We start from the raw sequence: 24,323 nt of genomic DNA on the forward strand, positions 1-24,323 counted from the left end.
ACTGGAGGAATTCCTGACTGACCTGGCGACCATGCGGTGCGCTGACCAGGGTGACCGTTCGAGAGGCTTCTGTACGTCTCGTACAAGCCGTACTATTGAGACATGACCGCTGCATATGAGCTAGGGGACGACGCGACCGAGGTCCCGGTCAGCGACGTACGCGAACATCTGGCAGACCTGCTCGACCTCGTGGATCGCACCGGTCGCCGCGTGTACGTGACCAAGCGAGGCCGCCGTGTCGGCGCACTGGTACCGGTCGCCGACGCCGAGCGTTCCGAGGCCGAAGAAGATGCGTACTGGGGTGCGCGCGCTGCGCGCGTAATGGAGTCCGGCGAACCCACCGTGCCGTGGGATGAAGCCCTGCGGCGGCTGGAGACCGGGGCTGTCGACGAGTGAGCTATTCGATCGAGATTACCCGCGAGGCATTGCGGGCACTTGCGAAGCTCGACAAGCCGATCCGCCGTCGCCTGCAAGCAGCGATCGACAAACTCGGTAGCGAGCCACGACCCCACGGGGCGCGAGCCCTGCAAGGGCTCAAGGGTGCGTATCGGGTGCGCGTTGGCGACTACCGCGTCGTCTACACGATCGACGACGGTCGCCTGATCGTGGTCATCGTCGACCTCGGACACCGACGCGAGATCTACCGCAACCTCTGAATAGCCGTAATATCGCAACTGCGCGCCGCTACGGCCATTTCAAGGCGATTCCGCCGGATTCCTGGCGCTCTATCGGACGCCGGCATGCGTGCGTGTCCGCGTGGCTCGGTGCGGGCGTGCCCTCCACACAGGTCGCCGAGTGGGCCGGGCATTCGGTCGCGGTGCTGCACCGGATCTACGCGAAGGTCCTGGCCGGGCAGGCGGCCAGCGCGCGTCAGCGCATCGAGGCTGCGCTGGAGTTGCCGCCCGATCCCGAGACCGCGAATAGACCGCAGACGCCCGATGACGGCCGGGCAGAGCCGGACACGGCCGGATAGCACAAGATCGGCCCCTCACCTCGTTTCCGCAGGTGAGGGGCCGATTCTGGCTGGTCTAGGGGAGTGCCCCCGGTGAGATTCGAACTCACACTGGACGGGTTTTGAATCCGTTGCCTCTGCCAGTTGGGCTACGGGGGCGGCGACGCCAAACTTTACGCGTCCCGAGTGTGAGCTGGAGCAGCGGGGGTAGCCCTGTGTAACTGAGACCTACACCGGTCCGGCTCGGCGCACCACGTGGTGAACACCATCTCACGTTCTGGATCGTTCCGGGTAGGCTCGTGGTTCGCGGTACGCCGCGTTTCCCAATCCGTCGAGCACGCAGGAGGACCCCGGTGACCGAACAGGCTGCCGAGGCAACCGGTATCGCCACCGAGCCGCAGCGTCGGGTGCTCGTCGCCGAAGACGAAGCACTGATCCGGCTTGACCTCGTCGAGATGTTGCGCGAAGAGGGCTACCAGGTGGTGGGTGAGGCAGGCGACGGCGAAGAGGCGATCAAGCTCGCCACCGAGCTCAAGCCCGACCTGGTGATCCTGGACGTCAAGATGCCCAAGCTGGACGGCATCGAAGCCGCGGCGAAGATCACCGGCGACCGGGTGGCCCCCGTTGTCATTCTGACCGCCTTCAGCCAGCGCGAGCTGGTCGAGCGCGCCCGTGACGCGGGCACCATGGCCTACCTGGTCAAGCCCTTCGCCAAGCGTGACCTGGTGCCGGCCATCGAGCTCGCCATCAGCCGGTTCTCCGAGCTGCAGGCGCTCGAGGCCGAGGTCGCGGGGCTCAGCGACCGGCTGGAGACCCGCAAGATCATCGACCGGGCCAAGGGCCTGCTGATGAGCCAGCAGGGCCTGACCGAGCCGGACGCGTTCCGCTGGATCCAGCGCACCGCGATGGACCGGCGCACCACGATGAAGGCGGTCGCACAGGCCGTGGTCGAAAGCATCGGCCAGCGCTAGGTCGTTAACCCGCTCGGATGAGCGACACATTACTGTTTGTCAACACCCGGTTGTCGCCTTTGCGACAACTGGGTGTAAATCGTGCATAAACCCTTGCGGCGACCGTCACGATGTGGATACAAGACACGGCGTACCGCTGTGCAAGCAGCGCCCGAAACGCTACGTTTTGCGCCCAGTCAAGGTTCCCACGAAATGGGAAGCAGCCGCGTGCTCGATGCGGCAGACCGGCATTGGGAGGAAACGAGTGTCAAGAGCACGACTCAAGGGGCTCATCGTGCTGGCGGCCGCAGCGTCGCTCACGCTGGGCGCCTGCGCGGCGCGGGACAACGGCGGCTCGTCGGGGAACACCAACAGCTCCGCCGCGGCTCCTTCGCAGGCCGCCAACGCCGCCAACCCGGCAGGCGACGGCAAGGCCGTCTGTTCGGGTGTCTCCCTCGCGTACGCGGGCACGATCAACGGCGCGAGCGCGGCACTGGGGCAGAACATCCTGCGCGGCGCGGATCTCGCGGTGAAGCAGCACAACAAGGCCAACCCGAACTGCCAGGTGACCCTCAAGCAGTTCGACACCGAGGGCAAGCCCGACAAGGCGCCCGGCATCGTCACCCAGGTGATCAACGAGGCCGACATCATCGGCGTCGTCGGCCTGCCGTTCTCGGGTGAGTCGAAGGCCGCGGGCAACCTGTTCAACCAGGCCGGCCTCGTCACGATCAGCCCGTCGGCGACCAACCCGGCACTCGCCGACAACGGCTGGAAGACCTTCTTCCGCGGGATGGGCAACGACGCGGCGCAGGGTCCGGCCGCGGCGAAGCTGCTCACCGACACCCTCAAGGCCAACAAGGTCTGCGTCATCGAGGACGACTCGGAGTACGGCATCGGCCTCGCCACCCAGCTCAAGCAGGCGCTGGGATCGAAGGCGACCTGCTCGGACAAGGTGAAGACCGGTCAGACCGACTTCTCCGCGGTGGTCAACAAGATCGCCACCGAGAGCCCGGACGCGATCTTCTACTCGGGCTACTACCCCGAGGCCGGCCCGTTCGCGCAGCAGCTCAACGACAAGGGCGTCACCGCGAAGTTCGTCGGACCGGACGGCGTGAAGGACCCCGAGTTCCTCAAGGCGGCCGGTGCGGCGGCGAACAACGCCTACTTCACCTGCCCGTGTGTCCCGGAGGACAACTTCAAGGACTTCACCGCCGCCTTCAAGGCGACCGAAGGGGCAGACCCGGGCACCTATTCGCCCGAAGGCTACGACGTCACCACTATCCTCCTGAAGGGCATCGACTCGGGCATCAAGGACCGGGCCGGGCTGCTGAACTTCGTCAAGAACTACGACGGGCAGGGGCTGACCAAGCACTTCAAGTGGAATGACAAGGGCGAGCTGTCCGACACGCCGGTGTGGAGCTACCGCGTGCAGAACGGCAAGATCGTCAACAACGGCCAGATCAGCTAGACACGTCAGACCGACGACGGGCATGCGCGCGGCCGAACGCCGCGTGCATGCCCGATCCGTACCCGGGAATAGAGTGAATCCTTGCACCCCGCGATCACCGCTGCCCTGACCCAGACCGACAGCTGGATCCAGTTCGACGTCCACGGCCTGGCAGACCAGTTCTGGAACAACACCGTCGACGGCCTGGCGCAGGGCGGCATCTACGCCCTCATCGCGCTGGGCTACACCCTCGTCTACGGCGTGCTGAAACTCATCAACTTCGCCCACTCCGAGGTGTTCATCGTCGGCACGTTCGCCGCCTGGATCACCTTCTGGCTGCTGGGCTTCCGGCCCGGCGCCGATCCGGAGCTCCCGACGATCCAGGTCATCGGCTTCCTGGCGGTGGCCGGGCTGGCCGCGATGGCGGTGTCGGGCGCGGTCGCCGTCGCACTGGAACGCGTGGCGTACCGGCCACTGCGGAACCGGAACGCGCCCCGCCTGGTCTTCCTGATCACCGCGATCGGCGCTTCGTTCGCGATCCAGCAGACGCTGAAGCTGATCTTCGGGCTGAACCAGCAGCCGCAGATCCGGCTCCTGCAGCCGGCGCCGCTGTTCCGGATCTTCGGCGCCGTGGTGACCAACCGCGACATCATCCTGTTCGTGGCCGCGGTGCTGCTGTGGTTCGTGGCGGACTACTTCGTGAACAAGACCCGGCTCGGCCGCGGGATCCGCGCCGTGGCACAGGATCCCGACACCGCGACGCTGATGGGCGTGAACAAGGAACGCGTCATCATCGTGACGTTCCTCGTCGGCGGCCTGCTCGCGGGCGCGGCGGCACTGTTCTACATGATGAAGATCCCGCAGGGCGCGATCTACAACGGCGGCTTCCTGCTGGGCATCAAGGCGTTCACGGCGGCCGTGCTCGGCGGCATCGGCAACCTGCGGGGCGCGCTGCTCGGCGGGTTCGTGCTCGGCCTGGTCGAGAACTACGGCCAGTCGCTGTTCGGCGGCGAGTGGAAGGACATCGTCGCGTTCGTGGTGCTGGTCATCGTGCTGATGTTCCGGCCGACCGGGATTCTCGGTGAGTCGCTGGGGAAGGCGCGGGTATGACCGGCATCAGGGAGCGTTGGAACAGCCTGTCCCGCCCGGCCCAGTGGGGGATTCTGATCCCCGTGCTGGCGCTCATCTACTTCCTGCCGGTGCTCGACCCGCCGATCCTGGCCACCACCGGGACGGACTTCCCGACCGCGATGTTCGACGTGGCCCGCTACGCGCTGGTCGCCGTCGGCCTCAACGTCGTGGTCGGTCAGGCAGGCCTGCTGGACCTCGGGTACGTGGGGTTCTTCGCCGTCGGCGCGTATGTGGCGGCGTTGTTCACGTCGCCGAACTCGTCCCTGCACAAGCTGCCCTACCTGTGGACGCTGCCGCTGGCGATGGCGATCACGATGATCTTCGGGATCATCCTCGGCACCCCGACGCTGCGGCTGCGCGGCGACTATCTCGCGATCGTGACCCTCGGGTTCGGCGAGATCATCCGCCTGCTCGCGGACAACGTGACCCCGCTGCGCGGACAGTCCGGCTTCGAACGGGTCGGCACGAACAACGCCGGCGTCCCGTTCTTCGGGAACGCGACCCAGTGGTACTGGCTCACCGTCACGATCATCGTCGCCGTGCTGTTGCTGGTCGGGAACCTGGAACGGTCGCGTGTCGGCCGGGCGTGGGTCGCGATCCGCGAGGACGAGGACGTCGCGGAGATCATGGGCGTGGCCACCTACAAGTTCAAGATCTGGGCGTTCGTGATCGGCGCGGCGATCGGAGGGCTGTCGGGCTCCCTCTACGCCGGGAAGCTCGGGTTCGTGAACAACCAGTCGTTCGACGTGGTCACCTCGATGCTCTTCCTCGCCGCGGTCGTGCTCGGCGGCGCCGGCAACAAGGTGGGCGTTCTGCTGGGCGCGGTCGTCGTGGCGTACCTGCCGCTGCGGTTCGTGCAGATCGCCGAGTATAACTACCTCATCTTCGGCATCGCCTTGATCGTCCTGATGATCTTCCGGCCGCAGGGCCTGCTCGGCGCCCGCCAGCGCCTGCTCGCGAAGGGCCGCCAGGCCTACCGACGCCTGATCGGCCGGGGCGAGCAGCTGTCCGGGGAAAGCGCGCTGGCCGGTGAGCACGGAGGGAACCGATGACCGACCCGAACGACCAGACCGGGGAAGTGGGCGGCCTCGTCGCCGAGGTGGCCCACATGACGGCGCAGCAGCGGGCCGACCACGAGGCGGAGGTCGCCGAAGCGGTCGCGCCCGACCGTGAGATCGGTGTCGAGGTCGGTGCGACGCTGCTCGAACTGCGAGATGTCACCCTGCGGTTCGGGGGCTTGACCGCGCTCGACTCGGTCTCCTTCGGCATCCGCCGCGGGGAGATCCTCGGCCTGATCGGCCCGAACGGCGCGGGCAAGACCACCTGCTTCAACGCGATGACCGGCGTTTACCGGCCCACCTCGGGCCGGGTGCTGCTGGAGGACAAGCCGCTTGGCAAGGCCACGCGGCACAAGATCACCCAGAGGGGCATCGCGCGCACGTTCCAGAACATCCGGCTCTTCGGCGAGATGACGGCGCTGGAGAACGTCGTGGTCGGGGCGGACGCGCGCGCGAAGACCAGCGTGCTAGGGGCGCTGCTGCGGTTGCCGAGGCACCACCACGAGGAACAGCACGCGGTCGATCGGGCGATGGCACTGCTGGAGTTCGTCGGGATCGCCGATCGCGCCGCGGACAAGGCGAAGAACCTCCCGTACGGCTACCAGCGCCGCCTCGAGATCGCCCGCGCGCTGGCGACCGAGCCGAAGCTGCTGTGCCTGGACGAGCCGGCGGCCGGGTTTAACCCGGCCGAGAAGGAGGACCTGATGGAGCTGATCCGCAGGATCCGCTCCGACGGCTACACCGTCCTGCTCATCGAGCACGACATGAAACTCGTCATGGGTGTCACCGACCGCATCGTCGTGCTGGAGTTCGGGAAGAAGATCGCCGACGGACTGCCGGCGGAGATCCGGGAGAACCCCGCGGTCATCGCCGCGTATTTGGGAGTGCCTGACGATGACGCTGCTTGAGCTGTCCGGGGTTTCCGTGCACTACGGCCGGATCCAGGCCGTGTCGGACCTGTCCATCACCGTCGACGAGGGCGAGGTCGTCGCGCTGATCGGCGCGAACGGCGCCGGCAAGTCGACCACGATGCGGGCCATCTCCGGGATCCGGCCGCTCTCGGCCGGAAAGATCACGTTCGCCGGCGAGGACATCACCAAACTGCGTGCGGATCTGCGTGTCGTGCGGGGGATCTCGCAGGTGCCCGAAGGGCGCGGGGTGTTCCCCGGGATGACCGTCGCGGAGAACCTGGACATGGGCGCCTACGCCCGCAAGGACCGCAAGAACCTGGCGGCAGACCTGGAGCGGGTGTTCGAGCTGTTCCCGCGGCTGAAGGAGCGGCAGTCGCAGCAGGGCGGCACGCTTTCGGGTGGTGAGCAGCAGATGCTCGCGATCGGGCGGGCGCTGATGGCGAAGCCGAAGCTGCTGCTGCTCGACGAGCCTTCGATGGGGCTCGCGCCCCAGTTCATCGCGCAGATCTTCCGCATCGTCACCGAGATCAACCAGCAGGGTACGACGGTGCTGCTCGTCGAGCAGAACGCGCAGCAGGCGCTGTCCCGCGCGCACCGCGCGTATGTGCTGGAGACCGGGCGCATCACGCGGTACGGCGCGGGCCGGGAACTACTCGCCGACGACTCCATCAAGGAGGCGTACCTCGGCGTCGGCTGAGCGGCGCGCGGTCGAATCGCGAAAGCCGGAGGCGGTGCAACCTAGGCGGCGGGCCGGTCCCGGACGATGCAGCTGAGCCGGGCGGTGCAGGTGCGCCGCCCGGATTCGTCGGTCAGCACGATCTCCGTGGTGATCGTGCCGCGGCCCACGTGCACCGGCACCGCCGTCCCGGTGACCAGGCCGTCGCGGACGCCGCGGTGGTGCGTGCACGACAGCTCGAAGCCGAGCGTCATCTTGTCCGGTCCGGCGTTGAGCGCGGCGACGGTCGAACCGAGCGCCTCGGCGAGCACCGCGTTGGCGCCGCCGTGCAGCAGCCCGTACGGCTGGCGGTTGCCCTCGACCGGCATCGTGCCGACCACCCGCTCCGCGCCGACTTCGACGAACCGCAGCCCGATCTTGTCGTTGAGCTGCTGTTCGGTGGCGGTCGGGTCCACGCCCGCGTACTGGGCGAGGCTGTCTTCGGACACGTACTCGGTCACACACGGCTCCTCAGGCGATTCTGTCGGACCTTCACCCTAGACTCGCTCCCGTGAGCCCCAGCCAGAACCAAACCGTAGTGAACGCCACAGCGACAGCCGCCCCGGGAGACCGGCCTCGCCTGTTGCTGATCGACGGCCATTCGATGGCCTACCGCGCGTTCTTCGCGCTGCCCGCGGAGAACTTCAAGACGAAGACCGGGCAGACCACCAACGCCGTCTTCGGGTTCACCTCCATGCTCATCAACCTGCTGCGCGACGAGCAGCCCACGCATCTGGCCGTGGCGTTCGACGTGTCGCGGCAGACGTTCCGGTCGGAGACGTACGCCGAGTACAAGGCCGGCCGCTCCGCCACGCCCGACGAGTTCCGGGGCCAGGTCGACCTCGTCAAAGACGTGCTCGGGGTGCTCGGCATCCCGGTGCTGGCCAAGGAGGGTTTCGAGGCCGACGACATCATCGCCACGCTCACTTCGCAGGCCGTCGGCGAGAACTTCGACGTCCTGATCTGTACCGGTGACCGGGACGCGTTGCAGCTGGTGAACGAGTCCGTGACGGTGCTCTACCCGCGCAAGGGCGTGTCCGACCTGGTCCGGTACGACCCGGCCGCGGTCAGCGACAAGTACGGCCTCTCGCCGGAGCAGTACCCGGACTTCGCGGCGCTGCGCGGGGACCCGTCGGACAACCTGCCCGGTATCCCGGGCGTGGGGGAGAAGACGGCCACCAAGTGGATCCAGCAGTTCGGCTCCCTGGCCACCCTCATCGACCGGGTCGACGAGGTGAAGGGCAAGGTCGGTGACGCGCTGCGCGCCCACCTCGACGCGGTGATGCTCAACCGCCAGCTCACCGAACTGGTCCGCGACGTGCCGCTCGAGGCCGTGCCGGAAGATCTGGGGCTGCGCGCGTGGGATCGTGACGCGGTGCACAGGCTGTTCGACGACCTGGAGTTCCGGGTGCTGCGGGAACGCCTGTTCGCGACGCTGCAGAGCGCCGAGCCCGAGGCCGATCAGGGCTTCGACGTCTCCGGCGCCGCACTGCCCACCGGCGGGCTCGCCGCCTGGCTCGGTGAGCACGTCGAACCCGGCAAGGCGGTCGGGCTGTCCCTCCGCACCACCGGCGCCTCGGTCACCGCGGACGCCCAGTCGATCACGTTCGCCGCCGCGGACGGGCAGGGTGCGTATGTCGATCTGTCCACTATGGACGAGCAGGACGAGCGGGCGCTCGCGGCCTGGCTCGCCGATCCCGCGATGCTCAAGGTGGGGCACTCGCTCAAGGTCGCCCTGCACGCCGTGCTCGCCCGCGGCTGGACGTTCGCCGGCCTGAAGCTGGACACCGCGCTGGCCGCGTACCTCGTGCGCCCCGGCCAGCGCTCCTTCGAGCTCGACGACCTTGTGCTCCGGTACCTGCAGCGCGAGCTGCGCTCGGAGGCCGACGAGGGTGACGGGCAGCTGTCGCTGCTCGACGGTGCCGACGGCGACCAGAAGCTGGTGCAGGCCGAGCTGGTCCGCGCGCGGGCGGTGGCCGAACTGGCCGGGGCGCTCACGAGCGAGCTGGACAAGATCGGTGGCACGAAGCTCCTGGACGAGATCGAGCTGCCGCTGCTGGAGGTCATCACCGAACTGGAGGCCGCCGGAGTCGCGGTGGATCTCGAGCAGCTGACCGGGCTCGAGGCGCACTACGCGAGCCGGGTGCGCCAGGCCGAGGCGGACGCGTTCGCGGTCATCGGCAAGCAGATCAACCTGGGCTCGCCCAAGCAGTTGCAGGTGGTGCTGTTCGACGAGCTGCAGATGCCGAAGACCAAGCGCACCAAGACCGGTTACACCACCGACGCCGACGCGCTGCAGACGCTGTTCGAGAAGACCGAGCATCCGTTCCTGCAGCATCTGCTCGAGCATCGGGACGCGACGCGGCTGCGGGTCACGGTCGAAGGGCTGATCAAGTCCGTCGCCGACGACGGGCGGATCCACACCACGCTGCACCAGACCATCGCCGCGACCGGGCGGCTGTCCTCTGTGGACCCGAACCTGCAGAACATCCCGATCCGCACCGACGAAGGGCGCCGCATCCGCGACGCGTTCGTGGTGGGCGCGGGCTACGCGGAGCTGATGACCGCGGACTACAGCCAGATCGAGATGCGGATCATGGCCCACCTGTCCGAGGACGCCGCGCTGATCGAGGCGTTCCAGTCGGGCTTCGACTTCCACGCCGCGACCGCGGCGACGGTGTTCTCGTGCGATCCGGGCGAGGTCACCGGCGCCCAGCGGGCGAAGATCAAGGCGATGAACTACGGGCTCGCGTACGGGCTGTCCGCCTACGGCCTGTCGAATCAGCTGCGCATCACCACCGAAGAGGCACGCGCCCTGATGGACGACTACTTCGAACGGTTCGGCGGGGTGCGCGACTACCTGCAGAACGTCGTCGCCGAGGCCGGCAAGACCGGCTACACCGAGACGATCTTCGGCCGCCGCCGCTACCTGCCCGATCTCAACAGCGACAACCGGCAGCGCCGCGAGATGGCCGAGCGGATGGCGCTCAACGCGCCGATCCAGGGCAGCGCCGCCGACATCATCAAGGTCGCGATGCTGGGCGTGCAGCGCGCGCTGAAGGAGTCGCGGCTGCGCAGCCGGCTGCTGCTCCAGGTGCACGACGAACTCGTGCTCGAGGTCGCCGAAGGCGAGCACGGCGAGGTGGAGGCCCTGGTGCGCAAGCAGATGGGCGCCGCCTGCGAACTGGCGGTGCCGCTGGAGGTGTCGGTCGGCTTCGGCCGCTCCTGGAACGACGCGGCGCACTGATGCCCGCGAGCCCGGCCATCGGCGGCCGCGAGTCAGGCGTTAAGGACCCGCGAGCCGCGCGTCCGGGCACGGCGAGTCCGGCATCCGGGCGCCGCCGGTCCGCCGGGCAGCCCGCCGTCGCGCACCTGCGGCGAGCCAAGGACTGGATGGACGCGCACTACGGCGAGCCGCTCGACGTCGAGCGGCTCGCCGCCGTCGCGGGCTGGTCGCGCTCGCATTTCATCCGGAACTTCGCCGCGGCCTACGGCGAGACGCCGAAGGCCTACCTCACCCGGCGGCGCATCGAGCGCGCCCAGGATCTGCTGCGCTCGGTGAACCTCACCGTCACCGAGGTCTGCCTCGCGGTCGGCTTCACCAGCCTGGGCACGTTCAGCCGCCGTTTCACCGAGCTCACCGGGCAGACGCCCTCGCAGTACCGTGCCGAGCACGGGGCGCACGCGATTCCCGGCTGCTACCTCATGATGTGGACCAGGCCCAGCACTTTCGGATAAGACACCGCGGCCGGGCGCGCATTACGGTTGGCACATGATCAAACGACTTTCGCACGCGAGCATCTACGTGCTCGACCAGGATTCCGCCAAAACGTTCTACACCGAAAAGCTCGGTTTCGAAGTGCGGCAGGACCTGCGGATCGGGAACGGTTTCCGGTGGTTGACGGTGGGCCCGCCGGACCAGCCCCATTTCGACGTCATCCTGATGCAGCCCGGCCCGCCGCAGCACGATCCGGAGACGGAGAAGGCCGTGCGTGAGCTGGTCGCGAAGGGTGCGATGAGCTCCGGCGTCTGGTCGACCGACGACTGCCGCAAGACCTACGAGGAGCTCTCGGCGCGCGGAGTGACCTTCCTGCAGGAACCCGCCGACCGGCCCTACGGCGTGGAAGCGGTGTTCCGCGACGATTCCGGTAACTGGTTCAGCCTCACCCAGCCCCACGCATTCGACGGGTCGAAGGACTGGGGTTAGGCGATCACGAGATCGCCGTATGAACGCTGTGTTTCCAACACAAAAAGCCACGGATGGCGTGCTGCGAATGCCCGAACACGGCGGTAACGTCGTGTTTATGGCGGGCAGGCGAGCGTTGATTCTGGCGGGAACCGGCATGCTGTCTCCGGCGGCGGAGGCACTGGTCCGCGACGGCTGGCACGTCGTGTTGCCCTCGCGGCGCTACAGGCCGATCGCCGTCCCGGAGACGAAACAGGGCGTCGCGGCGCTCAAGGCGCTACGCCCCCGTGGCCACCGGCCGGCGAACGGCAACGGCGGCCGCGAACCGGGGCGCGCGCTGTGGGTCGAAGCGCACTGCGACCGCCCGCGCGAACTGGCCACGAAGGCCGAAGCGGCGCTCGGCGCCCCGGCGGACCTGCTGGTCGCCTGGGTGCACGAGCAGTACCGGCGCTCGGTGCTGGGCGCGTGCGAGCGGCTGCTCGCCCCGCGCGCGCCGGTCGTCGAGGTACGTAGCGCGGGCGGGCCGCCCGCGGAGGCGGAACCGGTGCTCGCCGCGCATCCCACGCAGCTGGTCATGGTCGGTTCGCTGTCCGAGATCGGCGACGGCCGCCCGCTGTCGCATGCGGAGCTGACCGAGGCGGTCCTCCACGCGATGGCACGGGCCATCGAAGGGCGGGCCGCGTCGGTGCACCAGGTCGGCCAGTCTCGCCCGCTGGTGCGCTGAGCAGCTCAGCCGAAGTAGTACCTCTCGTTGAGGTCGAAGCCACCGGCGAATCGCTCGGTCAGTCAGCGGGTGAACCCGCGCAAGAGAAGGAGAACCCCGTCACGCACCTCGGCTCGTGCGCGCTGCGGCTGGAACACCTGCCAGTCCAGCGCCACCACCAGCAGGGTGCCGAACAGCCCCGCCGCGGCAGTCGGGATCAGCACGCCCTCGGGTAGCCGTCCCGCGTCCGAGACCCGCTGCAACTGGTCCTTCACGATCGAGACGATCTCTTCCCGCAGCGGCGTCAGGGTCTCGTGCCACTGACCCGGCGTCCGCCACATCTCGCTGACCAGGATCTGCGAGAAACCCCGGTACTCGGCGACGAACGCGAGCCCTTCGTCGACAAGGGACTCGAGCCCGGCGACGGGGTCCGGCTTGCCGGTGTGCGCCCGCAACCGGCCGGCGAGCTGCCCGACGCCGTACCGCAGCAGCGCCTCGATGAGCCCGTCCTTACTGCCGAAGTTGTAGTACACCGTGCCTTTCGCGACCCCGGCTTCGGCGGCGATCTCGTCGACCGTGAGCCCCACCAGCCCACGGCTCGACGCCAGCTTCAGCGTTGCTTCGAACAGCCGTTGCTTCGTGCGGTCGGCTCGGGAGGTCACAGGCTCAGCTCCGGTTGTAGCTTCGACACGGTCCACACGCGTTGCTTGCGCGCGGCGAGCACGGACACCACGATCGCCGCGGCCAGCCAGCCGCACAGCACCCCGACGTCGAGCAGGCTCTGCAGCGACGCGCCCGTGTAGAGCAGGTGCCGCAGGCCGTCGACGACGTACCCCATGGGCAGGACCAGGTGCAGCGGGTACAGCGCGTCCGGCAGGGTCTGCCAGGGGAAGGTACCGCCCGCGCTGACCAGCTGGAGCACCAGCAGCACCAAGCCCAGGAACTTGCCGACCGCGCCGAACATGGCGTTGAGCGCGTGCACGATCGCGGTGAACGCACCTGACGCGAGGATCGCGAACCCGATGGCGCCGAGCGGATGCGCGACGTGGATGCCGACGAGCCAGGTCACCGCGCCGAACAGCACCAGCACCTGCGCGATGCCCAGCACCGCCGCGGCGAGCCAGCCGCCGACCGCGACCCGCAGCGGCGCGACCCCGGCGGCGAGCGCGCGGGCCGAGAGCGGGCGCAGCAACAGGAACAGCACGAACGCACCGATCCAGGTGGCCAGCGAGATGAAGAACGGCGCGAGCCCGGCGCCGTAGGTGCCGGCCGAGGCGATGCCGGCCGAGTCGACGGCCACCGGGTCGGCGATCGTGTCCGCCGTCGCGGTGCGCGCCGGGTCGCCGGGGTTCGGGATCTGCTTGAGGCCTTCGTTCAACCCGTCCCGCAGCTGGTTCGCACCTGCCGAGAGCTGGTCGGTGCCCTCCAGCGCGGACTTCTCACCGTTGGCGAGCCGTGCCGCCAGCCCCGCGGCGTCGTGCCCGGCCAGCCAGCGGGCGACGTCCTGCTTTCCGGCCGCTCGCCCGCCCAGCGCCAGTTCCTCCCCGACGACCACACGCACCGGCAGCGCTTCGTCGGGCTCGCTGACCCCGGGCGCGTCGACGACCGCGGTCAGCCTGCGGAGCGCGGCGTCGTCGGCCTTGCCGTTCACCGCGACCACGCCGGTGGCCGGCTTCATGCGCCCGGTCAGCACGAGCGCGAGCGCGGTCACGCCGGGCCCCGGCTCGCCGTGGACGATCCCCAGCTCACCATCGCCGACGGTCAGCGAAGTCGGCGCCAGCACGGGCCCGTGCGGCCCCGCGACGGTCACCTGGTCTACCTCCACCCGCACAAGTGCCCCCTATTTGAACTGACTGGTCAGTTCAAATTACGGCGTGTGGCAGTGGCCCGCAACCCGGGGCGCCCCGGATGTGGTCAGCGCAACGCCGACGCGGGCCGGACCTCCCAGAAGGTCCACAGTGGACGATAGCCCTGGCGGGGCCAGAACACCGAAGACAGCGGGTTGGTCGGGTTGTAGTAGAGGTAGGTGCCCGTGGCGCCGCGACGGGCGAAGTCGCGGTGCACCGTGGACATCAGCGCGCGGCCGATCCCGTTGCCGCGCGAGCCCGGCCGGGTCGCCACGTTGTTCACGTAGCCCCAGTGCCCCTTCGGCAGCAGTTCGGCCGCCCAGGTGCCGGGGGCGGAGTCGACCCAGCCGCAGTCCGCGACGGCCGTCGCGACCCCGCCCGTCTCGGCGAGCCAGATCGGGGCGCCGGCGGCGAGATTGCGCCGCAACTGCGGGGCCATCAGCTCGGCCGCGTCGGGCCGGTGGTGCGAGGTGACCAGCGCGGTGTAGTCGAAGGTCGCCTTGGTCAGCGCGAGTACCTCTTCGAAGTCCTCGGGCCGGGCGAGCCGCACGGTGACCTCCTCGGGCGGGATCTCGGCCGGTGGCGGACCGGTGCGGAGCGCGAGCACGGAGACGGGGACCATGCCGTGCCGCAGGAACGCGTGGATCGCGGGCGCGTCGCGGCTCGGCCAGGTCACGGTGCAGGCCGAGTCCGGGCCGGGCGACTCGGCGTCCATCCGCCGCCGCCACGCGCGCAGCAGCGCGTCCATCCCCTCGGTGCCGGTTTCGCCCGGGTACGGGAACAGCTGCCACACCCGCTGCGCCGACCACAGCAGGTCGAGCGTGCCGGGCGCGTGGGTCTTGGTCTGCAGGACGCCCGCGACCTGCTCGCCGGACGCGGTCGCCGCGGTCACCACCTCGCCGTCCGGCGGCGGGGGCGGCGTGGGCACGAGCGGGTCCGCGGCGGCGAACCGGTCGCGCTGGGCCGTGCGCAGCCGCTGGCCGATCACCGGTCGGCCCGCCGCGTGCGGAAGATCGCCGTGCCCGGGAAGAGCTTTCCCCGCAGGGGGCTCCACTGGCCCCATTCGCGCAGATGCCCCTCCGGCCACTCGGGCTCGATGAGGTCCTCCAGCACGAACCCGCCCGCGGTCAGCGCCCGCACCCAGTCGCCCAGCGTCCGGTGGTACTCGACGTAGGTCGCGCGACCTTCCTCGTCGATCTCCACGTAGGGCGTGCGGTCGAAGTACGGCTGGGTCGCGGTCAGCCCGTTCGGGCCCGGATCGTCGGGGAAGATCCAGCGCATCGGGTGGGTCACCGCAAACACCCAGCGCCCGCCCGGCCGCAGCACCCGGTGCAGTCCGGCGAACACGGTTTCCGGCGAGGAGACGAACGGCAGGGCGCCGAACGCGGAGCAGGCGAGGTCCATGCTCGCGGCCGCCAGCGGCAGCTCCTCGGCGCTCGCCTGTATCAAAGGAATATCGATTCCCGTCCGTGCGTTGGCTTGCTTTGCATGACGAAGCATTCCGCCGGACAGGTCCAGGGCCACCGGGTGCGCGCCCGCCTTGGCGAGCCAGCGCGCGCACGCGGCCTGGCCGCAGCCGATCTCCACAACATCTTTGTCACGGACGTCGCCCAGGAGGGCGGCGTCGGCTTCGCGGACTCCTTCCGGGCACCAGACGAAGTCGGCGTCCCCGAGGAACTCGCCGTGAGTGGCCTGGTAGTCGTCGGCATCGGCGTCCCACCAGGCCAGATTGGCCGCGACGGCTTCCCGCCGGCCCACCTGCCGGTGGGCGATGCCGACTGTGCCCAGCCGGCGTTCCGCCGAGTCGTGGGAGTCCTGTGCGGTCACGATCGCATTCTCGCCGCCGATACCCGGGCGGGCACGGGAGCCCCTGTTTGTGCCGCTTACTGCCCGCCGCGTACGATATCTCCAGCGCAGTGGGTTCGCGCTACCTTCCTCCCGGCACAGCTCGAGCCGGGGTCCGGGTCGCGCGTCGTCGGCGGAACTGCTCGCGGCCGTTCGTATGGACGTTTGCCAGCCGGTCTGCCGTCGTGCCGCTCGCCGCGCCAGCAAACTGCACACCCACTATTCCCAAGCCGTTACCGGAGCAACCCACCTAATGACCACCGACACCACCACCGTCCCGACGACCGGCCCGCAGACCCAGCAGGTCGCGGTCAACGACATCGGGTCGGAGGAAGACTTCCTCGCGGCGATCGACAAGACGATCAAGTACTTCAACGACGGCGATATCGTTGAGGGCACCATCGTCAAGGTCGATCGCGACGAGGTGCTGCTCGACATCGGGTACAAGACCGAGGGCGTCATCCCCTCGCGCGAGCTGTCGATCAAACACGATGTCGATCCCGGCGAGGTGGTCAGCGTCGGTGACGAGGTCGAGGCTCTCGTTCTCCAGAAGGAGGACAAGGAAGGCCGCCTGATCCTGTCCAAGAAGCGCGCCCAGTACGAGCGCGCGTGGGGCACGATCGAGGAGCTCAAGGAGAAGGACGAGCCCGTCAAGGGCACCGTCATCGAGGTCGTCAAGGGTGGCCTGATCCTCGACATCGGTCTCCGTGGCTTCCTGCCCGCCTCCCTGGTGGAGATGCGCCGCGTGCGCGATCTGCAGCCGTATGTCGGCCGCGAGCTCGAGGCCAAGATCATCGAGCTGGACAAGAACCGCAACAACGTGGTGCTCTCGCGCCGGGCGTACCTGGAGCAGACCCAGTCCGAGGTGCGCAGCGAGTTCCTCAACGCGCTCGCCAAGGGCCAGGTCCGCAAGGGTGTCGTCTCCTCGATCGTCAACTTCGGCGCGTTCGTGGACCTCGGCGGCGTCGACGGCCTGGTGCACGTCTCGGAGCTGTCCTGGAAGCACATCGACCACCCGAGCGAGGTCGTCGAGGTCGGCCAGGAGGTCACCGTCGAGGTGCTCGACGTGGACATGGACCGCGAGCGCGTGTCCCTGTCGCTGAAGGCCACCCAGGAAGACCCGTGGCGCCAGTTCGCCCGCACCCACGCGATCGGCCAGATCGTGCCGGGCAAGGTCACCAAGCTCGTCCCGTTCGGCGCGTTCGTCCGGGTCGAGGAGGGCATCGAGGGCCTGGTGCACATCTCCGAGCTGGCCGAGCGCCACGTGGAGATCCCGGAGCAGGTCGTGCAGGTCGGCGGCGACGTCATGGTCAAGGTCATCGACATTGACCTCGAGCGGCGCCGCATCTCGCTGTCGCTGAAGCAGGCGAACGAGGGCGTCACGTCGGAGACCGAGTTCGACCCGACCCAGTACGGCATGGCCGCCGAGTACGACGACCAGGGCAACTACATCTACCCCGAAGGCTTCGACCCGGACACCAACGAGTGGCAGGACGGGTTCGAGAAGCAGCGTGAGGAGTGGGAGCGCCAGTACGCCGAGGCGCAGGCCCGCTACGAGGCGCACATGCGCCAGGTCGCCAAGGCCGCCGAGGCGGACGCGGCCGCTGCCGCCGACGCCGCGACCGGCGTCGAGGGTGGCGAGCAGAGCTACAGCTCCGCGCAGGCCGACCCGGGCGCCAAGCCCAGCGGCGGCACCCTCGCCTCCGACGAGCAGCTCGCCGCTCTGCGCGAGAAGCTCTCCGGTGGTGCGTAAGCAGCCCTAGCCAGCTGACCGGAAACCCCCGGCTCCCAACGGGAGCCGGGGGTTTCCCAGCTCCGCCGAGATCTACCCTCAAACCGCCGAGTTCGGTGTCCGGGCGGTCCGGGTGGCGCGCGGGACGGGTCAGCGGGTGGGGCGCGTGTCGAGGCCCGCGACGATGGCCGTGAGGCCTTCCCGGAAGATCCGGGCGTAGGAATCGTCGCTCTGGCCGAGGAACCAGCCCGGCGGGGACGTCCGCGCCCGATGCGTCAGCTCGAGGCTCACCAGGCCGTGCATCGTCGTCCAGACGAGATAGCCCGCACGCTCCGCCGCTTCGGCCGACCGCGCCGCGGGGCGCGCCCGTGCCACCAGCTCGTCATAGGTGTCGCGTTGCGCGAGCATCCGCAGATCCGGGTCCGGGACGTAGCCCGGCACCGCCCGCTCGAACATGAACGCGTACCGCGCCGGACTCTCCAATGCGAACTCCCGGTACGCCCGCCCGAACGCCAGCACATCCGGCAGCGCGTGACCGGAGCCGGGGCCGAGCCGCCCGATCTGCTCGTGCAGGAGTTCGAAGGTGCGCTCGTACAACGCGTCCAGCACGCCCGTCCGGCCGCCGAAGCGGGTGTAGACCCCGATGGTCGTGCTGCCGGCGGCCCCGGCGAGCCCTCGTACGGTCAGCCCCGCGACGCCCTGCTCGACGAGGACATTCAGCGCGGCCTGCAGGAAGCGTTCCCTGCTGTGGGTCTCGGCTGGACCCGCGTCGCTGTGGCGAGTGGCCATCCGCGCGCACCCCCTTCGGGTCTGTCCCCTGCAACGTAGGCTATAACGGCCGTTCTCGCGTCCTGGGCGGGCCCAGGCATGATGGAACCGTGTCCCTCGTCGAACTCGAGTTCCGCGGCCGCCCGCTGCACCGTGACCGTGCCCTGGTCATGGCGATCGTGAACCGCACGCCCGATTCCTTCTACGACCACGGCGCCACGTTCGCCGACGACGAGGCCATCGCCACTGTGGACCGGGTCGTGTCCGAAGGCGCGGACATCGTCGACGTCGGCGGGGTGAAGGCCGGCCCTGGCAGCGAGGTGGGTGTGGCCGAGGAGATCCGGCGCGTGGTGCCGTTCGTGGCGGAGATCCGGCGACGCCACCCGGATCTCGTGATCAGTGTGGACACCTGGCGCCACGAGGTGGGCAGGCTCGCGTGCGAGGCGGGTGCCGACCTGCTCAACGACACCTGGGCCGGTGCGGATCCGCGGCTCGCCGAGGTCGCCGCGGAGTTCGGCGCGGGCTACGTGTGCTCGCACACCGGGGGAGCGGTGCCGCGCACGCGCCCGTTCCGGGTGCGCTACGACGACGTCGTGCGCGATGTCGTCGAAGAGACCACGCGCCGCGCGGAGGAGGTCGTCGCGCTCGGCGTGCCCCGGGCGGGCGTACTCATCGACCCGACGCACGACTTCGGCAAGAACACCTGGCACAGCCTGGCCCTGCTGCGGCACGCGGCCACCCTCGCCGGCACCGGATGGCCCGTCCTGATGGCACTGTCCAATAAGGACTTCGTCGGTGAGGCACTCGGCGTCCCGCTGCACGAGCGGCTCGACGGGACCCTGGCCGCGACGGCGCTGGCCGCCCGTGACGGGGCGCGGGTGTTCCGTGTGCACGAGGTGCGCCAGACGCGGCGCGTGCTGGAGATGGTGGCCGCGATCGACGGCGACCGCCCGCCGGCCCGTGCCGTTCGCGGGCTGGCCTGAGGTGTCCTAACCGGACAGTGCTCAGCCGTGGTTGCCGCGATTGAGACCGTAGAGGACGCGCTGGAGGATCTGGGAGTCGGCGTCCACCCGCGGCTGCTCGGCGGTGTGCTCGATGGCCGGGGCCGGCGCGCGGTTGGGGGCGCGCTGCGGCAGCGGCACCGCCGCGGCGGACATCCCCGTCGGCAGCGGCAGTTCGGACCAGACGTTGCGCCGTGAACCGGGCAGGGTCACCGCGTTGATCTGTGCGCCGGCCAGTTCGGGCGGCTCGCCGGTCAGGTCGTCGTCGAGTTCGATCACCAGCGCGTCGCCGTGCAGGCGCAGCCGCACGGTGAGAAACCTCGGCACCGCGCTCTTCGTGGCGTTGACCGACGAGGACACCAGGTGGCGGGCGATCCGCGTGGCCTCGCCGATGAGCTCGCGCAGCCGCCATTCGGCGAGCGCGAAGCGCACGAACATCTCGGCGCAGTTGACGGCACTGGGCAGCGCGACAAGCCGCAGGTCGTCGACCTGGGTGGTCTGGCCGATCACGAGCGTCCTCCGTTTCGCCTGGCGCGAACCTGATCAGTGTCCGTATCGCGACGTATGGTGGCCGACGATGCGTGCACTGGCTGTTAAGGGAGCGTGCGGGACAGCGTAAGGGCAGTGGTCCGGACAGCGGGAGCCACCCGTCCGGCACGGACCCGGTTGCTCCAGCCGGAGATCGAGACGGCCGCTCGCGCGCGCCCCGACCGGTCGAGCATTGGGCTCGCGACGCAGATGACGCCGGTGCCCGATTCTTCCCTTTCGTACGCGATGCCCTCCTCGCACACCTTGGACAGTTGCCTGCGCAGCAGACCCGGCGCGGTGAGCGTCCGCGGGCCGATGCGGGGCAGGCCCGCAGAGATTACCGCCTGGAGCACCGGACCGGGAGAGTGCGCGAGTATCGCTTTTCCAACGGCGGTGGCGTGGGCGGGAAATCGCCCACCGATGCGCGACGGCAGTTCGGGCGCGTCCGGCCCGCGCACGATATCGAGATAGACGACCTCGGTGCCTTCGAGTACCGCCAGGTGAACCGTGTTGCGGGTGGCTTCGCGCAGGTCGGCGAGGTACGGGCGGGCGGCGTCGACGAGCCCGCGCCTGGCCGCGGCGAGCTGCCCGATCTCGAACAGCCGGATGCCCAGCCGGACCGTGCCGGCCTCCCTTTCGAGCAGCCCCTCGTGCACGAGATGGCCGGTCAGCCGGTGCGCCGAGGACTTCGGCATTCCGGTACGGCGGGCGAGTTCCGAGACGCCGAGGAACTCGTCGCCGGGGCGGAACGCGCTCAGCAACGCGGTCAGGCGGGCGGCGGTCAGTCCCGCCGCGTCCCGCTCAGCGGCACACATGAGTTGAGTGTGCCCTATCCGGCGGCGGACGGTAAGGGCATGAGGAAAGCCATCGCGGCGATCGTCGGTCCGGGCAACATCGGTACCGATCTGCTCGCCAAGCTCCGCCGCAGCGAGTTCGTGGACGTGCGCTACATGGTCGGCGTGGATCCGGCCTCCGACGGGCTCGCGCGCGCGGCGCAGCTCGGCCTGCAGACCTCCGCCGAAGGGGTCGGCTGGCTGCTCGCCCAGGCGGAGAAGCCCGATCTGGTCTTCGAAGCCACCTCGGCGAAGGCGCACCTGGCCAACGCGCCGCGCTACGCCGAGGCCGGCATCCAGGCGGTCGACCTGACGCCGGCGGCGGTCGGGCCGTTCACCTGCCCGGCGGTCGCGCAGCCAGAACAGCTCGACGCGCCCAACCTGAACATGATCACCTGCGGCGGGCAGGCCACCATCCCCATCGTGCACGCGGTCTCGCGGGTGACGCCGGTGCCCTACGCCGAGATCGTCGCCTCGGTGTCCTCGCGCTCGGCCGGTCCCGGTACGCGCGCGAACATCGACGAGTTCACCGAGACCACCGCGCACGCGATCGAGTCCGTCGGCGGCGCCGCGCGTGGCAAGGCGATCATCATCATCAACCCGGTCGAGCCGCCGATGATCATGCGGGACACCGTGTTCTGCGCGATCGACCCCGGCGCCGACCGGGACGCGATCACCGAGTCGATCGAGCGCATGGTCAAGACGGTGCAGCAGTACGTGCCGGGTTACGTGCTCAAGGCCGCGCCGCAGTACGACGAGCCGCGTCCCGACTGGAACGGGCAGGCCCGGGTCGCGGTGTTCCTCGAAGTGGCGGGCAACGGCGACTACCTGCCGCCCTACGCCGGGAACCTGGACATCATGACGGCGGCCGCCGCCCGCGTCGGCGAACTGCTGGCACAGCGGCAGGCGGTGGCGGCATGACCTGGGATGGAGCCGAGCGCGAGGTCCGGATCGTCGACACGAGCTTGCGCGACGGCAGCCACGCGATGGCACACCAGTTCACCGAGGAGAACGTGCGTGACACCGTGCGGGCGCTGGACACCGCCGGGATCTCGCTGATCGAGGTGACCCACGGCGACGGGCTCGGCGGCTCGACGTTCAACTACGGGTTCTCGCTCGTCGACGAGCGGAAGCTGATCGCGGCGGCCGTCGACGAGGCCAAGCAGGCGAAGATCGCGGTGCTGCTGCTGCCGGGCCTTGGCACGGTCACCGATCTGAAGGCCGCGGCCGACCTCGGCGCGGGCGCGGTGCGGATCGCGACGCACTGCACCGAGGCGGACGTGTCGATCCAGCATTTCACCGAGGCGCGCAAGCTCGGGCTGGAAACGGTCGGGTTCCTCATGCTGTCGCATATGTCCACTCCGGACGCGCTGGCGAAGCAGGGCCGGATCATGGTCGACGCCGGCTGCCAGTGTGTGTACATTGTGGACTCCGCGGGCGCGCTGATCCTGGAGGACGCCTCGGCACGCGTCGCGGCGCTCGTCGCCGAGTTCGGCGACCAGGCGCAGGTCGGCTACCACGGGCACCAGAACCTGAGCTTCGGCGTCGCCAACTCGGTGCTGGCCTACCGGGCGGGCGCGCGGCAGATCGACGGTTCCGTGGTCGCGCTCGGCGCGGGCGCGGGCAACTCGCCGACCGAGGTACTGGCCGCCGTGTTCGAGCGGCTCGGGGTCAAGACGGGTGTGGACAAGGACGTTCTGATGGATGCCGCGGAGAACGTCGTCAAGCCGTACATCACGCGGCTGCCGGTGATGGACCGGTCCTCGATCGTGCAGGGCTTCGCCGGGGTGTACTCGAGCTTCCTGCTGCACGCCGAGCGTGCGGCGGAGCGGTACGGGGTGCCGGCGCACGAGATCCTCTACCGCGTGGGCGCGAACAAGTACGTCGGCGGGCAGGAGGACATGATCATCGACATCGCGCTGCGGATCGTCGCCGAGCGCGGCGGGCAGCCCGCCTGAACGTCGAACTCACCCATCGAACGTAGAGCTCGGCGTTAGGGGTGGGCCAGGAGATGGACGCAGTGGCTGATCAGGCGGGGCCGCGAGACGGCGAGGGTGCCGGCGAGGTAGGCGGTGAACAGGTTCGCGAGGGCGCCGACGAGGCCGAGCGCGGTCATCTCGCGCTCGTCGGGGGCCATCCGGTCCGGCAGTTGTTCGCGGATCAGCGCGGTGAAGGCGGGCAGCAGCGCCACACCGCGTGCGGACAGCGCCGGCTCGGTGACCGGGGCGAGCAGCAGGACCCGCCCCTTCCGCGGGTCGTCGACCATCAATGCGACGAACGCGGTCACGGCCGCCTTCGCGCGCACCTCGGGATCGGCACGCGTGTCGGGCACCGCGTCGATCAGGGCCTGCCGCAACTGTTCGGCGACCTGCTCGTAGACGGCGACGACGAGTTGCTCGCGATCACGGAAGCTCTCGTAGAAGTACCGCTCGGTCAGCTTCGCGCGACGGCACACCGCTCGGACGCTGACCGTGGCGCCGCCGCCCGTGCCCAGCAGGTCGAGACCGGCGGCGAGCAGCAGCGCGCGGCGCGCCGCCTTGCGGTCGTCCAGCGTGGTGCCTGCCCAGGTGCGGGTCATCGCGCCCCCAATTGACTACGGGTGTTGTCAATCGTAGCGTGCTCGGCACGCATGTACCCATCGCTGGAGGCGAAGTGAAGCTGGGCTACCACCTCGGATACTGGCAGTCCGGGCCGCCCGAGGGCGCGCTCGAAGCGATCCTGGCCGCGGAGGATCTCGGCTTCGACTCGGTATGGACCGCCGAGGGCTACGGCTCCGACGCGCTGACGCCGCTCGCCTGGTGGGGTGCCTCGACGAGCCGGGTGAAGCTGGGCACCAACATCGTCCAGATGTCCGCGCGCACACCCACCGCCGTCGGGATGAGCGCGCTGACGCTCGACCACCTCTCCGGCGGGCGGTTCGTGCTCGGGCTCGGCGTCTCCGGGCCGCAGGTCGTGGAGGGCTGGTACGGCCAGCCGTACCCGAAGCCGCTGGCGCGCACCCGCCAGTACGTCGACATCGTGCGGAAAGTGGTGGCCCGCTCCGAACCCGTGACCAGCGACGGGCCGTTCTACCCGCTTCCGCTCGACGGCGGGACCGGCCTCGGCAAGCCGTTGAAGTCCACGGTGCACCCATTGCGCGAGGAGATCCCGATCTACCTCGCCGCCGAAGGGCCGAAGAACGTCTCGCTCGCGGCGGAGATCTGCGACGGCTGGCTGCCGCTGTTCTTCTCGCCCAAGAGCGACGCCTTCTACCGCGCCGCGCTCGAGGAGGGCTTCGCGCGTGCGGGCGCGCGAAGGACGGCTGAGGATTTCGAGGTGGCCGCGTCGGTTCCGGTGATCGTCCACGAGGACGTCGAGACGGCCGCGAGCTTCATCAAGCCGTCGCTCGCGCTCTACATCGGAGGGATGGGGGCGAAAGAGGTCAACTTCCACCACGACGTGTACGCGCGTCTTGGCTACGGCGATGTCGCGGACAAGGTTCAGGAGCTGTACCTGTCCGGCCGCAAGCAGGAGGCCGCCGCGGCCATCCCGACCTCGCTCGTCGAGGACACCGCGCTGATCGGGCCGCCCGGGAAGATCCGCGACGAACTGGCGCGCTGGGAGGGGACCGTGGTCACCACGCTCCTGCTGCGCGGGAACGCCGACACCCTGCGGCAGGTCGCGCCCGTCTTGTCCTGACGGATACCAGCGGGTAACCTCACGTCTCAATGTGAATG

The 24,323-nt window shown here is 69.5% G+C and carries 26 protein-coding genes, 1 tRNA gene and 1 pseudogene; 18 read left to right on the plus strand and 10 right to left on the minus strand.

The features are described 5' to 3' along the window. Positions 1 to 102 precede the first annotated feature (102 nt). The 3 genes from FG385_RS14700 (at position 103) to FG385_RS14710 (ending at position 973) form a co-directional block, all read left to right on the plus strand. Complete coding sequence (locus FG385_RS14700) at positions 103 to 396, plus strand: type II toxin-antitoxin system Phd/YefM family antitoxin (protein WP_139097286.1); 294 nt, start codon at positions 103 to 105, stop codon at positions 394 to 396. Further along, complete coding sequence (locus FG385_RS14705; protein ID WP_139097287.1) at positions 393 to 656, plus strand: type II toxin-antitoxin system RelE family toxin; 264 nt, start codon at positions 393 to 395, stop codon at positions 654 to 656. The genes FG385_RS14700 and FG385_RS14705 overlap by 4 nt, the downstream gene beginning before the upstream one ends. A gap of 92 nt (positions 657 to 748) precedes the next feature. Then, positions 749 to 973, plus strand: a complete 225-nt coding sequence (locus tag FG385_RS14710; RefSeq protein WP_407645494.1) for a hypothetical protein — start codon at positions 749 to 751, stop codon at positions 971 to 973. A gap of 64 nt (positions 974 to 1,037) precedes the next feature. On the opposite strand, the gene FG385_RS14715 is transcribed toward FG385_RS14710, so the two are convergent. After that, positions 1,038 to 1,111: transfer RNA gene (locus FG385_RS14715), tRNA-Leu, on the minus strand. A gap of 194 nt (positions 1,112 to 1,305) precedes the next feature. Here FG385_RS14715 and FG385_RS14720 point away from each other — a divergent pair. The 6 genes from FG385_RS14720 to FG385_RS14745 all read left to right on the plus strand — a co-directional run bounded on the left by FG385_RS14720 (position 1,306) and on the right by FG385_RS14745 (position 7,146). After that, on the plus strand, positions 1,306 to 1,923 hold the full coding sequence (locus FG385_RS14720; RefSeq protein WP_139097288.1) for an ANTAR domain-containing response regulator: 618 nt from the start codon (positions 1,306 to 1,308) through the stop codon (positions 1,921 to 1,923). A gap of 274 nt (positions 1,924 to 2,197) precedes the next feature. After that, a complete protein-coding gene (locus FG385_RS14725) occupies positions 2,198 to 3,370 on the plus strand; it encodes a branched-chain amino acid ABC transporter substrate-binding protein (protein WP_139097423.1) in 1,173 nt (390 codons plus the stop codon). A gap of 81 nt (positions 3,371 to 3,451) precedes the next feature. Continuing rightward, complete coding sequence (locus FG385_RS14730) at positions 3,452 to 4,459, plus strand: branched-chain amino acid ABC transporter permease (RefSeq protein ID WP_235022577.1); 1,008 nt, start codon at positions 3,452 to 3,454, stop codon at positions 4,457 to 4,459. Further along, complete coding sequence (locus FG385_RS14735) at positions 4,456 to 5,532, plus strand: branched-chain amino acid ABC transporter permease (RefSeq protein ID WP_139097289.1); 1,077 nt, start codon at positions 4,456 to 4,458, stop codon at positions 5,530 to 5,532. The genes FG385_RS14730 and FG385_RS14735 overlap by 4 nt, the downstream gene beginning before the upstream one ends. Continuing rightward, positions 5,529 to 6,446, plus strand: a complete 918-nt coding sequence (locus FG385_RS14740; RefSeq protein WP_139097290.1) for an ABC transporter ATP-binding protein — start codon at positions 5,529 to 5,531, stop codon at positions 6,444 to 6,446. The genes FG385_RS14735 and FG385_RS14740 overlap by 4 nt, the downstream gene beginning before the upstream one ends. Then, entirely contained in the window at positions 6,433 to 7,146 is a 714-nt protein-coding gene (locus FG385_RS14745; protein ID WP_139097291.1) for an ABC transporter ATP-binding protein, read from the plus strand. The genes FG385_RS14740 and FG385_RS14745 overlap by 14 nt, the downstream gene beginning before the upstream one ends. Before the next feature lie 41 nt (positions 7,147 to 7,187). Here the strand turns inward: FG385_RS14745 and FG385_RS14750 are convergent, their stop codons facing one another. Next, positions 7,188 to 7,625 (minus strand): hotdog fold thioesterase, encoded by a 438-nt coding sequence (locus FG385_RS14750; protein WP_139097292.1) that lies wholly within the window; start codon positions 7,623 to 7,625, stop codon positions 7,188 to 7,190. Between the two features lie 50 nt (positions 7,626 to 7,675). Here FG385_RS14750 and polA point away from each other — a divergent pair, with 50 nt between their 5' ends. From polA to FG385_RS14770, 4 genes are all read left to right on the plus strand, one after another. Continuing rightward, on the plus strand, positions 7,676 to 10,411 hold the full coding sequence (gene polA / locus FG385_RS14755) for a DNA polymerase I (protein WP_139097293.1): 2,736 nt from the start codon (positions 7,676 to 7,678) through the stop codon (positions 10,409 to 10,411). 146 nt (positions 10,412 to 10,557) lie between these two features. Further along, positions 10,558 to 10,902 (plus strand): helix-turn-helix domain-containing protein, encoded by a 345-nt coding sequence (locus FG385_RS14760; RefSeq protein WP_200834474.1) that lies wholly within the window; start codon positions 10,558 to 10,560, stop codon positions 10,900 to 10,902. Positions 10,903 to 10,936: 34 nt separating this feature from the next. Continuing rightward, complete coding sequence (locus FG385_RS14765; RefSeq protein WP_139097295.1) at positions 10,937 to 11,371, plus strand: VOC family protein; 435 nt, start codon at positions 10,937 to 10,939, stop codon at positions 11,369 to 11,371. 97 nt (positions 11,372 to 11,468) lie between these two features. After that, a complete protein-coding gene (locus tag FG385_RS14770) occupies positions 11,469 to 12,074 on the plus strand; it encodes a Rossmann-fold NAD(P)-binding domain-containing protein (RefSeq protein ID WP_235022578.1) in 606 nt (201 codons plus the stop codon). Between the two features lie 62 nt (positions 12,075 to 12,136). Here the strand turns inward: FG385_RS14770 and FG385_RS14775 are convergent, their stop codons facing one another. The 4 genes and pseudogenes from FG385_RS14775 to FG385_RS14790 all read right to left on the minus strand — a co-directional run bounded on the left by FG385_RS14775 (position 12,137) and on the right by FG385_RS14790 (position 15,727). Beyond that, the gene (locus FG385_RS14775) at positions 12,137 to 12,715 is read right to left on the minus strand and encodes a TetR/AcrR family transcriptional regulator (RefSeq protein WP_139097296.1); all 579 of its coding nucleotides are present in this window, start codon (positions 12,713 to 12,715) and stop codon (positions 12,137 to 12,139) included. Continuing rightward, positions 12,712 to 13,515: pseudogene (locus FG385_RS14780) on the minus strand (YhgE/Pip family protein); the annotation flags it as partial. The pseudogene FG385_RS14780 and the gene FG385_RS14775, both read right to left, overlap by 4 nt. A 452-nt stretch (positions 13,516 to 13,967) precedes the next feature. Beyond that, positions 13,968 to 14,888, minus strand: coding sequence for a GNAT family N-acetyltransferase (locus FG385_RS14785; protein ID WP_235022579.1), 921 nt, complete (start codon positions 14,886 to 14,888; stop codon positions 13,968 to 13,970). Beyond that, positions 14,885 to 15,727: a class I SAM-dependent methyltransferase gene (locus FG385_RS14790; RefSeq protein WP_407645495.1), complete on the minus strand. Its 843-nt coding sequence runs from the start codon at positions 15,725 to 15,727 to the stop codon at positions 14,885 to 14,887. Before FG385_RS14790 ends, FG385_RS14785 begins: the two co-directional genes overlap by 4 nt. Before the next feature lie 271 nt (positions 15,728 to 15,998). Here FG385_RS14790 and rpsA point away from each other — a divergent pair, with 271 nt between their 5' ends. Beyond that, positions 15,999 to 17,498: a 30S ribosomal protein S1 gene (gene rpsA, locus FG385_RS14795; protein WP_139097298.1), complete on the plus strand. Its 1,500-nt coding sequence runs from the start codon at positions 15,999 to 16,001 to the stop codon at positions 17,496 to 17,498. A 129-nt stretch (positions 17,499 to 17,627) separates the two neighbouring features. On the opposite strand, the gene FG385_RS14800 is transcribed toward rpsA, so the two are convergent. Then, a complete protein-coding gene (locus tag FG385_RS14800; protein WP_139097299.1) occupies positions 17,628 to 18,266 on the minus strand; it encodes a TetR/AcrR family transcriptional regulator in 639 nt (212 codons plus the stop codon). A 149-nt stretch (positions 18,267 to 18,415) separates the two neighbouring features. Between FG385_RS14800 and folP the strand changes: the two genes are divergently transcribed. Further along, positions 18,416 to 19,228, plus strand: coding sequence for a dihydropteroate synthase (folP, locus tag FG385_RS14805; RefSeq protein ID WP_139097427.1), 813 nt, complete (start codon positions 18,416 to 18,418; stop codon positions 19,226 to 19,228). Between the two features lie 21 nt (positions 19,229 to 19,249). Here folP and FG385_RS14810 read toward each other — a convergent pair whose 3' ends face one another. Together FG385_RS14810 and FG385_RS14815 are read right to left on the minus strand one after the other, a co-directional pair. Continuing rightward, positions 19,250 to 19,756 carry a hypothetical protein gene (locus FG385_RS14810; RefSeq protein WP_139097300.1) on the minus strand — a complete coding sequence of 169 codons (507 nt, stop codon included), beginning with the start codon at positions 19,754 to 19,756 and terminating at the stop codon, positions 19,250 to 19,252. Positions 19,757 to 19,839: 83 nt separating this feature from the next. Beyond that, the gene (locus FG385_RS14815; RefSeq protein WP_139097301.1) at positions 19,840 to 20,589 is read right to left on the minus strand and encodes an IclR family transcriptional regulator; all 750 of its coding nucleotides are present in this window, start codon (positions 20,587 to 20,589) and stop codon (positions 19,840 to 19,842) included. A gap of 39 nt (positions 20,590 to 20,628) precedes the next feature. Here FG385_RS14815 and FG385_RS14820 point away from each other — a divergent pair, with 39 nt between their 5' ends. Then, positions 20,629 to 21,528 carry an acetaldehyde dehydrogenase (acetylating) gene (locus FG385_RS14820; protein WP_139097302.1) on the plus strand — a complete coding sequence of 300 codons (900 nt, stop codon included), beginning with the start codon at positions 20,629 to 20,631 and terminating at the stop codon, positions 21,526 to 21,528. After that, positions 21,525 to 22,565: a 4-hydroxy-2-oxovalerate aldolase gene (gene dmpG / locus FG385_RS14825; RefSeq protein ID WP_139097303.1), complete on the plus strand. Its 1,041-nt coding sequence runs from the start codon at positions 21,525 to 21,527 to the stop codon at positions 22,563 to 22,565. The genes FG385_RS14820 and dmpG overlap by 4 nt, the downstream gene beginning before the upstream one ends. Before the next feature lie 35 nt (positions 22,566 to 22,600). Here dmpG and FG385_RS14830 read toward each other — a convergent pair whose 3' ends face one another. Then, positions 22,601 to 23,185 (minus strand): TetR/AcrR family transcriptional regulator, encoded by a 585-nt coding sequence (locus FG385_RS14830; protein ID WP_139097304.1) that lies wholly within the window; start codon positions 23,183 to 23,185, stop codon positions 22,601 to 22,603. A gap of 74 nt (positions 23,186 to 23,259) precedes the next feature. On the opposite strand from FG385_RS14830, the gene FG385_RS14835 reads away from it, so the two are divergent. Then, on the plus strand, positions 23,260 to 24,285 hold the full coding sequence (locus tag FG385_RS14835) for an LLM class F420-dependent oxidoreductase (RefSeq protein WP_139097305.1): 1,026 nt from the start codon (positions 23,260 to 23,262) through the stop codon (positions 24,283 to 24,285). The last annotated feature ends 38 nt before the right edge of the window (positions 24,286 to 24,323 follow it).

Source organism: Amycolatopsis alkalitolerans (genome assembly GCF_006152065.1).
Classification (GTDB): domain Bacteria; phylum Actinomycetota; class Actinomycetes; order Mycobacteriales; family Pseudonocardiaceae; genus Amycolatopsis_E; species Amycolatopsis_E alkalitolerans.